The sequence below is a fragment of the Porphyromonas crevioricanis genome (genome assembly GCF_900167225.1).
GTDB classification, from domain to species: domain Bacteria; phylum Bacteroidota; class Bacteroidia; order Bacteroidales; family Porphyromonadaceae; genus Porphyromonas; species Porphyromonas crevioricanis.
Map to the genome: position 1 here is coordinate 33,575 of NZ_FUXH01000008.1, position 16,181 is coordinate 49,755.

At 44.8% G+C, this 16,181-nt stretch carries 9 protein-coding genes and 1 pseudogene; 3 read left to right on the top strand and 7 right to left on the bottom strand.

Going from position 1 to position 16,181, the window contains the following annotated elements:
* Positions 1-547 precede the first annotated feature (547 nt).
* Both B5D48_RS05570 and B5D48_RS05575 read right to left on the bottom strand, forming a co-directional pair.
* Positions 548-1,156, bottom strand: a pseudogene (locus B5D48_RS05570) (transposase); the annotation flags it as partial.
* A 151-nt stretch (positions 1,157-1,307) separates the two neighbouring features.
* A complete protein-coding gene (locus B5D48_RS05575; RefSeq protein WP_111759346.1) occupies positions 1,308-2,564 on the bottom strand; it encodes a hypothetical protein in 1,257 nt (418 codons plus the stop codon).
* A 163-nt stretch (positions 2,565-2,727) separates the two neighbouring features.
* On the opposite strand from B5D48_RS05575, the gene B5D48_RS05580 reads away from it, so the two are divergent.
* The 3 genes from B5D48_RS05580 (at position 2,728) to porU (ending at position 8,200) form a co-directional block, all read left to right on the top strand.
* On the top strand, positions 2,728-3,954 hold the full coding sequence (locus tag B5D48_RS05580; protein ID WP_036888533.1) for an S-adenosylmethionine:tRNA ribosyltransferase-isomerase: 1,227 nt from the start codon (positions 2,728-2,730) through the stop codon (positions 3,952-3,954).
* A gap of 65 nt (positions 3,955-4,019) precedes the next feature.
* Entirely contained in the window at positions 4,020-4,646 is a 627-nt protein-coding gene (locus B5D48_RS05585) for a fumarylacetoacetate hydrolase family protein (RefSeq protein WP_023935798.1), read from the top strand.
* Positions 4,647-4,711: 65 nt separating this feature from the next.
* Positions 4,712-8,200 (top strand): type IX secretion system sortase PorU, encoded by a 3,489-nt coding sequence (gene porU / locus B5D48_RS05590; RefSeq protein ID WP_023935796.1) that lies wholly within the window; start codon positions 4,712-4,714, stop codon positions 8,198-8,200.
* Positions 8,201-8,971: 771 nt separating this feature from the next.
* Here the strand turns inward: porU and feoB are convergent.
* The 5 genes from feoB to B5D48_RS05620 form a co-directional block, all read right to left on the bottom strand.
* Positions 8,972-11,530 (bottom strand): ferrous iron transport protein B, encoded by a 2,559-nt coding sequence (gene feoB, locus B5D48_RS05600; RefSeq protein WP_042120080.1) that lies wholly within the window; start codon positions 11,528-11,530, stop codon positions 8,972-8,974.
* A gap of 179 nt (positions 11,531-11,709) precedes the next feature.
* Positions 11,710-13,245, bottom strand: coding sequence for an MBOAT family O-acyltransferase (locus tag B5D48_RS05605; protein ID WP_023935786.1), 1,536 nt, complete (start codon positions 13,243-13,245; stop codon positions 11,710-11,712).
* Positions 13,246-13,309: 64 nt separating this feature from the next.
* Positions 13,310-14,203 carry an MlaD family protein gene (locus B5D48_RS05610; RefSeq protein ID WP_042120079.1) on the bottom strand — a complete coding sequence of 298 codons (894 nt, stop codon included), beginning with the start codon at positions 14,201-14,203 and terminating at the stop codon, positions 13,310-13,312.
* A gap of 44 nt (positions 14,204-14,247) precedes the next feature.
* A complete protein-coding gene (locus B5D48_RS05615) occupies positions 14,248-15,492 on the bottom strand; it encodes an N-acetylmuramoyl-L-alanine amidase family protein (protein WP_023935782.1) in 1,245 nt (414 codons plus the stop codon).
* Positions 15,493-15,595: 103 nt separating this feature from the next.
* Positions 15,596-16,138 carry an HD domain-containing protein gene (locus tag B5D48_RS05620; RefSeq protein ID WP_023935780.1) on the bottom strand — a complete coding sequence of 181 codons (543 nt, stop codon included), beginning with the start codon at positions 16,136-16,138 and terminating at the stop codon, positions 15,596-15,598.
* Between the last annotated feature and the right edge of the window lie 43 nt (positions 16,139-16,181).

A 16,181-nucleotide genomic window follows, 5' to 3' on the forward strand; every position in this document is an offset into this window, starting at 1 on the left:
AAGAAGAATCAACCTGACTCAGACATCTGCAACTACTGCGAACTAACAACTAAAATCTCTCGTTCCCAAGAAGGAAGTCTCTCGTTAAATCCGCCAGCAGAGCCTATTTATCATTTTATGAAAAGGGAAAACTCCCTTCTCTCCTCTTCCAAGCTAAACTTAATGAAGTATCTCAAGACTCCAAATAAATCGCGAGGCTTAGGCTGGCTGGAAAGTCCCATTAAGGTATTCCTCTGTGTAGGCATAGCCATATCGTGTTATCTGCACGGTGTCACAAAGATATATTTTTTAATCCTACAAATCAAATATTGCAAAAACTGTCATCCAAAAGCAAGATTTGGCATCCAAGCTTCCACAAAAGAACTATTCGAGGTCAAATTATATATAGAAATCTTTGAAAAATAAGGAGATGTAGGAAAGAGGTATTCTTCGGATAAAAGGAGGGAAGAATTTGGGGGGAAGCAAGGGACAAGGAATAAAATGGCTTGTAAATTACCCTTGCGGAGCTACATGAACGATCTCCGCAAGGGTAATAATATGTCTTATCCTATACACATAAGGACATAATTATCCCTGGTGTTCTGTATAGGTTAAAGGCGATGCTCTCAAGAATGTTTTGGGTATGGGTCTTTGCAAGCCCCCGGTAGCGACATCGTCCGCCATGAAACCTCCGACGAATATTGCCAAAGGCGTGTTCGATAGTAGTCCGTATCGGACTGATGGCTTTGTTTCGCTGTTTCTCTTGCTTGGTCAATGCCCTGTTGCGTTGTGCCTTGTGCATAATGCCATCTTGAAGGTGATGTGTTTGCAGGTACGAACGATTTTCTCGAGAAGCATATCCTTTGTCCGCCAGGATGGCTGTGCCTTGTGGAATGTTTATACTCTCCAATAGCGGAATAAGCTCCTTCGTATCACTGCGGTTCGCTGCAGTCGTTATCACCCTTTGAACAATGCCTTGAATATTGGTCAAACAATGCTTTTTGTATCCATAGTGATAACACTTTTGTTTGTACACCCAACGTGCTTATTCATCCGTCCCTTTACGCTGACGGACAAGCTGTTTTTGATAATCCTCCGCCGCCTCTTTTTCCTGCTCGCTCCGATTGTCTTCCCTGTCGTCTGCGACTTCAATCGTAATGCTTCCATTGGGTTTATAGAGACCTTTGCACGGCAATTGGCCTGCAAAGGTCTCAGATAATGTTTTTACCGAAAAAGCCTCTAGCAATCTCCTCATACTTAATCGAAAAAGATTGCTAAATGGCTACAAAAGTCAGGACCTTGCAACTAAGCCTAATACACAGCAAGTCTCAACGATAATTCACATAGAAAGGTGTTCCGAGCGAATGATAGTTATAGGCACCAAACTTACCTGCACCAGGAGACCATTTTCCTGCCATTGAACAAGGTATGGCCTGATAACGTCCATCTGGCTTCTTCACAATCACATACCCAAATACCACCCTATAGCGACCTGTTGAATTATCCTGAATAGTCCACTCATCACTCTTAATCAACGTCTTAACTATTTTATCATTAGGCCACTGTTTTTGCATAATCTGCTCAAAAGTTGCGACCATCTGAGGCGTATTCATTCGTCCTGCTTTTGGCATGTCGTAGACGCGATTCTTCCGCTCATTGTACTCCTCCTGTATACGTGAGATTTGCTCCTTTTTTTGCTGCTGATATCTCTCATCTATCTCTCTTCGATTCATCGGCTTGGGATAAATATCTTGATACTCTTTATCCATTAAAGAATAAGTCTTTTTCAACGAAGCAACCAAAGTCTGAACCTGAAGATCTTCATCTCTCAATCGCCCATCATACAAGCCTTCAGTTAGCTTCTGCACCGCTGCGAACAAATAGTACTTCTTCTGATTTGGGGTCGCTTTACTGTTGATATACCCGTCTATCTTGCTGAGTAATTCTATCAAACTCACTGAAGACCCATTCCATGACCCAGTGAAAGGAGCTAACATGATCTTATTCACAGCCCCTGTTACTCTGTCATATTCGGCAGACCAATCATTCCAAGAAAAGTCAGCTATGCTTCTATTGCTTGGATTGTTTGAAACTGAGGAGAAATACAACAAATGTTTATTATCATCAGGCCAAGCCATATATTCAATATCTCGCCGTTCTACAGCCTTTTTCAACTTCAATAAATAATAGGCCAAACATTCAAACTGGGCACGGAGATCCAGCTTTTCATCAAAAGCTCCCCCATTATCTCTTTGATAAGCCTGAGCATAAAAACTATCATCTGTTTGCTCTGCCACCTGTACTGTTTTCATTATAGATAGGGGATCGGACTCCTTCTGTAATACTTTTCCTCCCTTGGGCTTAGTAACATCTACAACCGATTGCTGAATCGGTGTTTGTACAGGATTTTTCTCCTGCTTGATCTCTGATTCAACCCCTTGCTTCACTTCTTCCGAAACTTCTTTTGCTACTTTTACGACTTTCTCTTTCAATTTCTTACCAAAAGTGCCAAACTGCGCCTGCATTGGAGCTAAGCTGAAAAAGAGGACCAGACTAAACCCACAAAAATTTCTAAATGATGACATTTTCATTACAAATACAATTTATTTGATAGATACCAGTTTTAATCTTACGCAAAATTAAGATTTTAGCCTCGAATTATCAGGTTCTAATCAAATTTCTCTGAGGTATCTAAGCATCTATTACCATAGAATGGTGTAACAATCACTAATGATTAGTTTTGCAGTCATGAAAACAACAGAGATCTGTATATCGGACTATACATACGAATTGCCGGATGAGCGGATTGCCAAATATCCGTTACCCGAGCGTTCGCACTCCAAACTACTATTCTACAACCGAGGGGGCATTTCCGATCATTTATTTGTTGACTTGCCCGATTTATTGCCTTCAGATGCCATTTTGGTGCGCAATAACACGAAGGTAATCCGAGCCAGATTACTTTTCAGAAAAAATGGAGATGGTGCCCGTATCGAAGTCTTTTGTCTGGAGCCTCACCTCCCTGCCGGTTATGACACCAATCTAACTACCACTGAGACGTGCAGTTGGATTTGCATGATCGGAAATGCCAAGAAGTGGCGAGGAGCTCCTTTAGAGTGCCAAATACAACATCGAGACGGTTCTCAAGTAACACTACGAGCAGAACGAACCGGAGAAAGAGAAGGAGAGGGCGAAATCGTACGCTTCTCTTGGGACAACCCACAACTATGCTTCGGAGACCTACTGGAGCTGTGCGGTGTACTTCCGATTCCTCCCTATCTGCACAGAGAGACAGAAGAGCAAGATCTGCAGACCTACCAAACGGTCTATGCCCAGGCTAAAGGGTCGGTAGCAGCTCCGACTGCAGGGCTACACTTCACTCCCAAAGTCTTCACCGATTTGGCTCGTAAACAAATACCAGTACTGGACTTGACTCTTCATGTAGGAGCCGGTACATTCCGACCGGTGAAAACAGCTACCATCGGCGAACATCACATGCATCGAGAATTAGTTGTAGCCTCCCAGTCTTTAATCAAGGAACTGGCCACAACCGCTCGCAAACCCATTGCCGTAGGGACAACCTCGGTACGCTCACTGGAGAGTCTGTATTATTTAGCGGTTTTAATTGCCGAAAATCCTTCCATTCCCGTTTCTGAATTACAAGTCGAACAGTGGAGTCCCTATATCCGCTCCACATCTCTGCCCAACCGCACAGAAGCCTTTGCAACTCTCTTGAGGTATATGGAAAGAAATGAATTGGAGCAGCTGATTTTCCCCACTGGCATACTAATTGCTCCAGGCTACACCTATCGAGTAGTAGAGGGTATACTGACGAATTTCCATCAACCCCAATCCACACTTATTTTGCTGGTTGCTGCTTTTGTGGGAGAGCAGTGGAGAGATATATACAGACATGCACTCGACAGAGACTATCGTTTCCTGAGCTATGGAGACAGCTCTCTCCTGTTACGCTAATTTGCCACAACCCCAAAAAGAAAAAGAGTTTCTCCTAATCTGCGTAAGACTTATATTTGCTCTGTATGAAGATCATAGCTGTTGCATCTAACTATAGCGATCACATCGCAGAAATGAGCACTGGTACAATCCTTTGCCAAACGAAACCGGAGTCTCCAATTTTTTTCCTCAAAGGAGATGCAGTGCACCGACTGGGTTATCCTTTTTTCTACCCGGATCTATCGAGTCAAATAGAATATGAGACGGAAATCGTTGTGCGAATAGATCGCATTGGTAAATATATAGATGAGAGATTTGCCCATCGCTATTACAGTGAACTGACAGTGGGATTGGATCTCACAGCTCGAGATCTGCAACGACAAGCCAAAGCAGCAGGCAAGCCATGGACGGCTGCCAAGGCCTTTGAAAGTTCAGCCGTAGTAGGGCAATTCTTTCCGAAAGAGCAATTCGGAGATCTCACCAATTTGGATTTCCGTTTGGAAATTGATGGGCACTGTGTGCAAAAAGGCAACACTCATGACATGCTATTTTCCATAGATCAGCTGATTGCCGCTGCCAGTCGCATTTTCCCTCTTCGAATGGGAGACCTGCTCTACTGTGGTACTCCTGCCGGGGTAGGCCCCATAGCCATAGGACAAACTCTCGTAGGGTACGTGGGAAACAATAAAGCTTTTGAGATGAGCGTTAAATAGTCGGGTATCCCTCTTGTTAGAGATACCGGAAGGCCCCCCTCTGTTTCGATTTAAGACTAAAAAAGATGACCGTACATAGATACCACCACCTCCTATCCCTACTCTGCCTCTCTCTCTTGTGTACAGTAGGATTCATTTCTTCTCCTCGGGTCCAAGCCCAATCTTTCCCTCCTCCATCTTCGGAGGCTCTTCCTTTGGCTGCTCAAACTTCGGTTATGAATTCAGGGCATTGGGTCAAAGTAGATGTTACCGAAAGTGGTGTCTATTGCATTACTGACGAAGAATTGCGTAGAGCCGGCTTCAAAGATCCCGAAAAAGTGGGAGTATATGGCTATGGAGGGGCAATGCTCCCAGAAGATCTCCGTCGTATCAAGGCTACGGACCTTCCTGCACAACCCTCTTTGAGGGAGGGGAATGCTCTCTATTTCTACTCACCCGGGACGACAACCTGGTACTACGACGGTAAGACAAAGCGTTATCAACACACGACCAATATATACAGTTCATCCGGCTATTATCTCTTGTCGGATGCAGCAGATCCTGTACGCATACAAGAGAAAACTCCTTCCGAGGCTGCACAAGGAGAGGAACGGTCTACAATAGCTGTGTTGTTACACGAAGAAGACCGCACCTCGCTTGCTTTCTCAGGGCGCAAGCTATGGGGTGAATCCTTTGCCTTTCGCACTGATTACCAATTTGAAGAGATACTCCCCCCACATGCCACAGGAGATATTCGTGCCAAGCTCCGATATGTATCTCGCAGATCTACCGAAGGGAAAATGACAATGAGCCTGAATAACCGGCATGTGATAGAAGACATCCAAACCCGCATCGATCCTAACAACGAACGCTTTTCTTCCTATGTCCGTGGATACGACTGCATTGCCTATAGCAAGGACGCTGTACAACCGACCTCTGAAAAACTATGGGTAGAGCTCAAATATTCTCGAACCGGGCAATCTGTATATCTGGACTACTATGAATTGAATATCGATGGCCAACTTCGTCTATCACCGGGCAAACAGTTACCTATGTACCAGCTACCTCGCCCTGAGAAAAAAGGGCAAGCATTGCGCTACATGATAGATGGAGCCGATTCAGAAACGAGAGTTTTCTCTACATCTGAAATAGGTAACCCATATCTCTGTCCTCTTCGCCCATACAATGGAACCTACGGCTTTGTCGATGAAGCCCCGGGAGACAGAGGAGCTACTTATATCGCTTTCCGATTATCAGATGCACGGAAAGTCCAAATTACAGGACCTGTTGCCAATCAAAATCTCAGAGGTGAAACTTGGCCGGATCTGATTATCATCACCCCGACCGGGCTCAAACCAGAAGCAGAAAGACTTGCCGAATACCACCGTTCGGCAGATGGGATGAGAGTTGTTGTAGCTACGGATGAGCAGGTGTACAACGAATTTACCGGAGGTACACCCGATGCCACAGCCTATAGGCTTCTGGCTAAAACCTATTATGATGGCTACCTGATAGAAAATTCCACCTCGGAAAAGCCCTGTCCAATACAGCTATTACTCTTCGGAGACGGTAGCTACGACAACCGTATGGTTACAACAGATTGGAAACAATATCGCTCCAAGGGATACAACTTCCTGCTCACCTATCAAAGTGAAAATTCACTCAATCTAGATTCGTATACCGCAGACTCCTATTTCACTGCCCTAAATGCAAATGAATCCAACAAACCCATAGGAGCACAAAAATACACGATCGGCGTTGGGCGCATCCCGGTGCGGACACTAGCCGAAGCACATACCGTTGTAACCAAAACAATCCGCTATGCCGAAGATAGGAAACCCGGACAGTGGAAAACCAGAGCCATATTTGTTGCTGACAACCAAGACGGCTTCTCTCATTTCAGGCAAAGCAACAGAATCGCTGATGGCCTGCAAGAGCTAAACCCGTCTCTGATCGTTGATAAAGTATTGATGGATATGTACAAATTAGTCTCCGTCAATGGCAAAACCACCGTACCGGATGCAACTCGAAAGCTCATGGATGTACTCAACAAGGGAGCCTTACTGATCAACTACAATGGTCATGGAGGACCTCAGGGCTGGGCCGACGAGCAGCTACTGACCCTGCAAATGATCAAAAACTTCAAGTACAAAAACCTTCCCATCTGGATCACAGCCACTTGTGACTTTTGCAACTTCGACCATTTCTCTACATCCGCAGGAGAAGAAGTCCTTTTCAATGAACAAAGTGGAGCTCCTGCCCTCTTTACGACATCCAGGGTGGTACTCGATGTGCCTAATTTCGAGCTTAACCAAGCCTTGACAGGAAGGCTATTCAAGCAAACTCTCAACAAACGCAGCTATCGATTGGGCTCGGTACTGTCTCAGGCCAAGAATCCCAACGAATATGTCAGTCCCTCTGACACAATCAACAAGTTAAGCTTCTTCCTCATTGGGGATCCGGCCCTAAGCTTACGCCTACCAACCCACCAAATCAGAGTAAAGAAAATCAATGGTTTGGCAAGCGGGGGAAAAGACCTTATCCCCCTACGAGCCATGCAATCGGTGGTAATAGAGGGAGAAGTAACGGAGAGTGGGGGGGACAATCTTGACGAACAGTACAATGGTAAACTCTATGTGTCAATCTTCGATAGTCGGCAAGAGCTAACCACTTTCCCCGACAAATCTGGGAAAACCCAAACCATACAGGATTATCCGAGCGTTATCTATGCAGGTTTGGCCGAAGTTGTCAATGGTCGATTTGAATGTCGCTTCGTTGTTCCCAAAGATCTTATTTACACCGGAACCGAGGGACGAGCTAATTTCTACTGTTATGACGAAAAGAGAGGGTTAGAAGCCACCGGATACGACAAGTCTTTCTTCATAGACCATGGGTTGGCCCAAGATGTCGAAGACAAAGAACCTCCAGTAATCGAGCATTGCTATCTCGGTGTGGAGAAGTTCCGAAGCGGAGACAAAGTCAACGAATCGCCCCTATTTGTAGCCAAGCTCTTCGACAAAAGTGGGATCAACCATTCAGGATTAGGGCCAGGACACAGTATCTCTCTCTCCATCCATGGAGCAACAACAGCCGTACACGAGTTAAACAGCTACTTCACACCCTCTTCTCTTGAGAGTGGAAAGGGAGAAGTGGCGTTCGTGCTGCCAACGCTGAATGAAGGAGACCATACAGCAACTTTCACGGTTTGGGATATTTTCAATAACGTGACAACCTATGATTTCGCCTTTAGGGTAGTACCTGGGCTTAGTCCGGTAGATGTGGCAACAACAGTAAGACCCAATCCAGTGCGTTCCGATCAAGTGAATATAGCCATACAGACCAACCAGCCTTCTGTAGAACTGCAATGCTATGCCGAGCTCTACGATTTCACAGGGAGAGTGGTCCAACGTACTCCTCAAACGACCATCAGTAGCCAGCCGGATGCCCCGGCTATCCTGACTTTCTCAATAGATCCCGGGCTAATTGATGGGCTGTATTTATATCGAATCTTTATCGGCCACAACAATGATCAAATGAATCATTCCGAGGGGAAGCTGTTATTGCAAAGACAATGACAGCTTCCCTTTGTTACTCTCTCCACCCAATGGAGAGAGTATTACAATCTATTCTCTTCCGGATTGTACAAGCTCTCCGTGTGGGTTTCCGACTGCATTTTTCTCGACTTATCTGCATTTCATAAGGCAGCCTTCCAGAGTGTTGCTTTCTATTTCTTTTTGCATCTTTTCGTTTTCGATTTAAGGGATTTCCCTTGCTCAAATTGGAGGTCTTTTACTGGGGTTTCCCACTCTTTTTTCGATATCAACAGGAGCCATTTTTTACTGACACGGGAGAGAACAAAATTCTCTCCTGAGAGAATTTTCACTAACACAGGAGAGAGCAAAATTTTTCTCAGGAGAGAATTTTGTCCCTTCCAGAACGCCCTATTCATCGGGGTTTTGAGAGGTCAAAATAAGGCACAAAAAAGACTGCTGTTTACTTGCTGACAATAGTCTCTTTTTTCTCTCTTTTTCCAATTCTTGGAGGATGAAAGAGTTTACAAAACATATACATTCAAAATGGCCGGAGGCAGGAGTTTTTGAGTGCCATGCAACAGCCTAAAAAGTCAAACCATCAAATCTTTTCTATCAAAAAAAGAGAGTGTCTGCCCTGAAAAGAAGGGCAGACACTCTCCAATGAAAAGTTGACTACAACCACAAAGGCTGTTGCATAACATGGCACTCACTGCATTGTTTTCGACATTCGAGCTTAGTCATATACGAATGTACGACAAACCCTAGTCTCAGTGCCTTGCGCTTACTGCAATCTGCGCGGACTCACCATCTGTTTTACCCCAGGCCGAAGAGCCTACCAAGCTGAAAAACAATAAACGACATAAGCCAAGCCAAGGCACAGCTATAAAGAGCAGAAAAGAGAGCCCAACGCCAACTACCGCTCTCCTTGCCTATGGCTGTAATCACGGCTATACAAGGGAAATAGATAAGGACAAAGACCATCAGTGAGATCGCAATCAGCGGAGTAAAAGAGAGCTCTCCTCGGCTATTGCGCTCTTCCTTAAGTCGTTCGGTCAGCCGGTTATCGGCATCTTCCGAATTGTCTCCCATATATATAACGCCCAATGTGCTGACCACAATTTCCTTGGCAGCAGCTCCGGAGATCAGGGCCACCCCTATTTTCCAGTCAAATCCCAAAGGACGTATCACCGGCTCTATCCACTTGCCAATCCGTCCGATATAAGAGTTCTCCTGCTGTACAATCTGCTCAGCTTTCTCTCGGATCGATTCATCAGTAGTGGAAAGATTTGAGACCTCGTCTTCTATTGGTTCGATCTTTTTCTCAACGACGGCCCTTTGTTCGGCTTCTATCAAAGTCTGCTCTACATGATCTATCTGTGCCAAAGTGCTAAAGTCTCGCTCATCATTGCGAGGGAAATAGCCCAAAAACCAGATGACAATAGAGGCAAGCAAAATGACTCCACCCATCTTGCGCAGGTATTGCTTTCCCTTTTCCCACATATGGATAAGTACCGAACGAGATGTCGGCAAACGGTATGGGGGAAGCTCCATGACAAAAGGCATATCCTCCCCTGCAAACAATGTCTTTTTGAAAAGTCGTGCCATGAAAATAGCCAACACAATCCCCAGTAAGTAGATAGAGAACAAGGCCAATCCTGCGTACTGAGGGAAAAAGGCTCCGGCTAACAACAAATACACAGGTAACCTCGCGGAACAACTCATCAAAGGCAACACAAGCATAGTGATCATTCGACTTTTGGGGCTTTCGATTGTTCGTGTAGCCATAATTGCCGGCACATTGCAACCAAATCCCATAACAAGGGGGATGAAGGATTTTCCATGTAACCCCATCTTATGCATCAACTTATCCATAATGAAAGCAGCTCGGCTCATATAGCCACTATCTTCCATGAGTGAGATAAAGAAGTACAAGATCAAGATATTCGGCAAAAAGACAATCACTCCCCCTACCCCTCCTATCACGCCATCGAGCAGTAGATCCTTGAACGACCCATCAGGCATTAGATTGCCTATGGCATCGCCCAACAAGGCAACACCCTGTTCTATCCAGTCCATTGGATAAGCACCGAGAACAAAAGTGGCCTCGAACATAATGAACATGAAAAGCAAAAAGATCGGGAACCCCCACACCTTATGAGCAATCCAATGGTCAATCCGGTCTGAGAATGTATGTGCCGTTTTATGTCGTGCGATATACGTCTCACGCAAAGCTCCGGCGATAAAGCCATATCGACGATCGGTAATGACTGTCTCGGGAGATTCTTCTCCACTCAACTCATCTTCGACATTTTTTAGAGCAAAGTTTCTCGCTGCAATCACAAAGTCAGCCTTTTTGCAACGCTTCCTAATATAATCCTCGGTGTGGCTGTCTCCCTCCACCAATTTTATAGCCACATAACGAGGCAACAAGCCAACTGGCAAATCTCCCAGATGTTCAGCCACAGTACGACTTAGCTTTTCAATGACCGGTTCCAAAGTACTTCCATAGTCAATACTGATAGGCCGCAAACGAGATTCCTGTGAATTGTAAACCCTTAGGATACAATCGAACAACTCTTCCAATCCTCGAGAAGTTCGACAAATAGTAGGAACCATCGGGATCCCAAGCAGTGTGGAAAGCTGCCGGTGATCGAGCCTGTCTCCACTCTTCTCGTACTCATCGTACATATTCAAGGCCATTACGATAGGCAAACCTATTTCCTTGGCCTGTACACTGAGGTAGAGATTACGTTCCAGATTTGTCGTATCCACTACATTCAGGATAATATCCGGGCGAGAATCTCCGGTGAGATATTCCCTGATATAAAGCTCCTCCGGACTGTATGGAGACAGAGAGTAAGTACCAGGAAGATCTACAATCTCGATGCGACACCCTCGGTGTGTGAAGTGGGCTGTCTTGGCCTCTACCGTCACTCCACTATAATTCCCGACATGCTCATGTGCTCCGCTTGCTTGGTTGAATAGAGAAGTCTTGCCACAATTGGGATTTCCCAAAAGAGCTACACGTATATGCTGCCTATCCGGGTAAGGGTAAGTGATAGCATCTCTTTCGCTAGAAACGTTAATAGCCTCCTCTTCAGAAGTAATGGAGAAGGAGGATTCCACAAATTCTTGATGAGCGACTGTGGGGAGCAACTCTACCTCAATGCGCTTAGCGTCCTCTCGGCGCAGAGACACATTATAATCCAATATCTTGTAGTAGACCGGATCTTGAAGAGGAGCTACCAATACAGCCGTTACTTCCTTGCCTTTTATAAACCCCATCTCCATGATGCGCTTATGAAAGACTCCTCTACCCCCTACCGCCTTAATAACAGCTCGCTGGCCTGTTTTTAATTCTGACAATTTCATTTGTGATAGCAAAAAGAGGATTTAGGCCGACCCTTTGATAAGAACTTACAGCCTGCCGGAAAGATGCCATGCTCAAACCGAAACTCTTTGGGTCCAAAAGTACGAATTTATGCCCCCTGCAGAGGGGCATTTATACACCAAAAAACTACCCATAAATAGGTATTTGGACAGGAGTGTTATCAGAATTGGAAATAGATAAAAGGCTGTACTTCCGCACTCTTTATTTGGAAAACAATAAAGACAGCAATCAACAGATAGAATGCTTGGAGCACAAAAGGAGAACGACTGACTACAGAGCGTATGCCCAAATCCCACTTCTTAGGGGTGAAATGAGCCAAATAGCCCAATAGCATAAGAAGAAAAACGTAGGGGTATCCAACCAACATTTGAGAGAAGACTTGTGGCTGGAAATCATGTATGATTTGAGAGAAAATCTGGACCACAGTTTCCATATTAGCGGCCCTGAAAGGTACCCAACTGAAAGCTACAAGATGAAAAGTGAATATTACACCTAAGAATCGCCACAAAGGCTTCATATCTCCGCCCTCGGCCTTAGCACGAGGGAACAGATGCATCACAAATTTATGTACAGCCAAGGCCGTGCCATGTATGGCTCCCCACAACACAAACCTCAAAGCGGCTCCGTGCCATAGGCCTCCCAGCAACATCGTAATAAGCAAGTTGAGATAGGTACGGAACTTTCCTTTTCTATTTCCTCCAAGCGATATATAGAGATAATCTTTGAGCCAGGAAGAGAGAGAAATATGCCACCTGCGCCAGAACTCGGTAATAGTAGCCGACTGATAGGGTGCATCAAAGTTGATGTTAAAACGGAAACCCAACAAAAGAGCTATGCCAATAGCCATATCGGAATACCCGGAAAAATCGCAGTAAATCTGCAAAGTATATCCGTAAATCCCCATTAAATTTTCAACCCCATGATAGAGCAAGGGTTGATCAAAAATGCGATCTACAAAATTCAGACTGATATAGTCACTGATGACGGCTTTCTTGAGTAATCCGGAAATAATCAAAAACAATCCTTCGCCGAACTCACTCCTTGTAACGAGAGGCTTCTTGTAGATTTGAGGGATAAAATCCCGCGCCCGTACAATCGGGCCAGCTACCAATTGCGGGAAAAACGACACATAAAACAAATAATCAATCCAGCGATTTAGGGGCCTGATTCGACCTCTGTATATATCTATGATATAGCTCATCGTCTGAAATGTATAGAATGATATACCCACGGGCAGGAATATGTCCATGGGAGTGTATTCGATAGCTGACAACTCGGCTATTCCCCACCAGTCCCCCACATTTTGGAGAATATTGGTGGACAAATCCAACAAAAAATTGAAGTATTTGAAGTAGGCAAGAACTCCCAGATTGATACACATACTGAGAGCAACCCAGAGCTTTTTTCTTTTTTGATCAGCTGTTTTGAATAGCAACGATCCTATCAAAAAATCACTGCTTGCAGCTAATACCAAAAGGCCAACATATACGCCACTGCTCTTGTAATAGAAAAAGAGAGAGAAAAGGGTAACGTACATGATGCGCAACAAGGTTGTACGCCTGAGCATCATATAGATAGGGAGAAACAGAAGGAAGAGGAGAAAAAACAAGCCTCCGGAAAAGATAATAGGAGACTGTGGGTCATAGCAAAGCAGCTCCCAAACTCTCGAGAAGTCGAGCGAAGAGAAAAAATCCATTCAGAATTGAGATAAAGTCTCGGGCCAGAAAGATAAAAACAACAAGGGAGAGCTAAGGTTTCAATCAAAAGATTGAGAAATGTACATAGCGTTTCGGATTTTCTCGTATATCCTTCATCAACATATCCGCACTATTCGCCAGACTATCTATACGCTTGTATAATTTGTCATCATTGAGTAATAGGCCAGCTATATTATCCGTCTTTTCAAGTTGCGCGACAGCTCGCTTCAGTTCGTGCGTCATTGCACTGAGATCCGAAAGCGTCTGATGTATACGATCCATGTCTACCTTGGAAAGGGTTTCCGAAACTTGTTTGATGTTACCGGCTGTCTCATTCAGGTTGGCCATCATAGGGTCGAAATCTCTCCTCACAACCTGATTGATTTGTGCCATTGATTTATTGAGTTCCTTGGCACTGAGCTCTAGACTCAGCAGGATGGTACTAAACTCCGAACTGTTTGCCAACCGAGTAAGACTTGACAGCAGAGAGTCTGCCTTAGGAAGCAGATTTACAATGGCCGGCATAATCTTATTATTGGTCATAGCCAGAATATCTCCACTACCTGGTGATGCCAGCAAGGTATCTCCTACGGAGTGGTAGCCCTGCCCTCCCTGTTCCGGACGAGATAGATGCACCTCTGCACCGCTGAGAGCTGTTTGCTTTATAGCTACCGAAGTGCCCTTCTCGACTTTCATATCCGAGACAAGATCCAACACCAATGTGATCCCACGACCTTTCTTAAAGTCAAAAATCATATCCTTGACAATCCCCACCTTATAGCCATCTATCAACACGGGAGAAGCCTTATTGACGTTGTGAACTTCCTCGAAAGAGACATGATAAATATTTGGTTTTTTGAGCAAGTTGATTCCCTTGAGATAATTGATACCGAAATAAACGAGTATCAAAGCAAGAATAGCGAGGATACCTATTTTGGTTTTCTCCGAAAGTTTCATGATTATGGTATTGAGAGATTTAGACTGTTGTATTGCACTCAAGTTCAGTAGATTGCTTCTTCCCGCTTTCCATCCTTGTAACGAACGATAAAAGCGTCTTTGAAATGCTTACGCACCTTTTTTCTTAGCTGTTTGGCTTTGTCGAGGCTGTTCACAGATCCATGGATGTAAGCATAGCGCTTGCCCACCAGTTCGCAACGCACTGCGTAGCCCTTAAACTGAGGATCATTGACTTTGACCTTTTTGCTTGCCGATATGAGTTGTACCCCATAGGTTGTCCCCTGAGTTTGAGACGCCTGCTTGGGAGTTTTTTCAGAAGTCCGGACAGTCGTTTCGGGTGCAACCTCAGTGGCATTCTCATCCTTTCCTGAATCATCACCCACAACTTTTTCCTCTTTTGTTGAATCTTCGGAAACAGTCGTCTCCGAAACCGATCCGGTAAAACGACGGTAATACCTCCCAAACCCTCTAACAATGGCATCAGCCAGTTGTTTGCGTCCGGTCTGACCGGCCATAAACTGCGCCTCCGATTTATTTGTAATAAAGCCAACTTCCGTCAATACACTGGGCATCGCCACATTGCGAACAACCAACAAATCTCCAGGCCTTACACCTCGATCTGCTTTACGACCGGCACTGTGATAAGCCTCCTGAATATAAGTGCCCAGCTCCACACTCTGGTCGTAGTGTATGTTCTTGATCATGGAGAAAGCAATATAACTCTCTGTAGATGAAGGATCAAATCCATGGTAAGTCTCTCGATAGTCATCCTCGAGGGTGATTGCTTGGTTCTCTCTCATCACAACTCTCAAGTTCGTCTCGTTTACAATCTCATTTTTGTCTGCCTTGTCCGATCCCAAGACAAAGGTTTCTGTACCATAAACAGCCTTATTGGGAGCACTATTGACATGTATGCTGATGAAAAGATCGGCCTTATTGCGATTAGCAAATCCGGCTCTCTCATGGAGTTTGACAAAAACATCCTTGTCTCGAGTGTACAACACCCTGACCTGAGGGTAACGAGCCTTAATAGAGTGCCCTACCTTAAGTGCAATATCAAGAGTAATATCCTTTTCTTTGAGTCCGTTTCCACAAGTGCCGGCATCGTGTCCTCCATGTCCGGCATCTACAACCACAACAAAAGACTTCTGCGATCGTCTCTCTGCGGCAGAAGAAGAAAAGGCTATCCCCCACAGCAAAGTCAGAAGCAGAAGCAACATCCCTCGCACTCTCCCAAAGGAAATACTCAGCGGCTGCGCCATACGACCAAAATTATGCAGTGTACACATCTGTTATATACATTGGGCAAAGGTAGTCATTAATCTCATGAAAGATCTTTCTGGTTCTTTCGTTCCTCAAGCGAAAAACAACCTTCCATCATCTCCACTTCTCTCAAAGGAGAGAAAAACGAGAGTGCATTTCTTCAAATCTAGCCAGACTTTCCTCTCCCCATTTACTCACAGATCTCCGGATTTGCTCGACATTCTTAGGGCCTTCCAGCTTCGTTTTGCTAAAAAAAAGATCTGCGTAACAAATAAGCTGCTCCTCCAAACTTATCGGATAGTATATCCTATCAGGAGGAAAATCCAAACCTCGGCTTGCTATTTCTTCGGGATAAATCCCTGTACCAGTATGTCGTTCAGCCACCAAAGCATGCTCCAATAAGCCTTCTCGTCTCAACAATTCAGCACCAAGGATACCATGATAGATATATCCGGACTCTCCACTGCAGCATATGGATGGAGCATTGGTAAGGAAAATACCAATATCGTGCAACATAGCTGCTTCATAGACAAAGTCTTTGTTTGCTTCGGAGCCATATTTCTGGGCTAACCGGCAAGCATACTCAGCCACATCGGTACTGTGTTTCATCAATATCTGATACAGCTCTGTCTCAGGTCGATAGTATTTCTCTATAACTGCTATGGGATTCATTCTCTTTGTAGGGGGAGATTTAAACAGAGAAAAGGGGGTACTC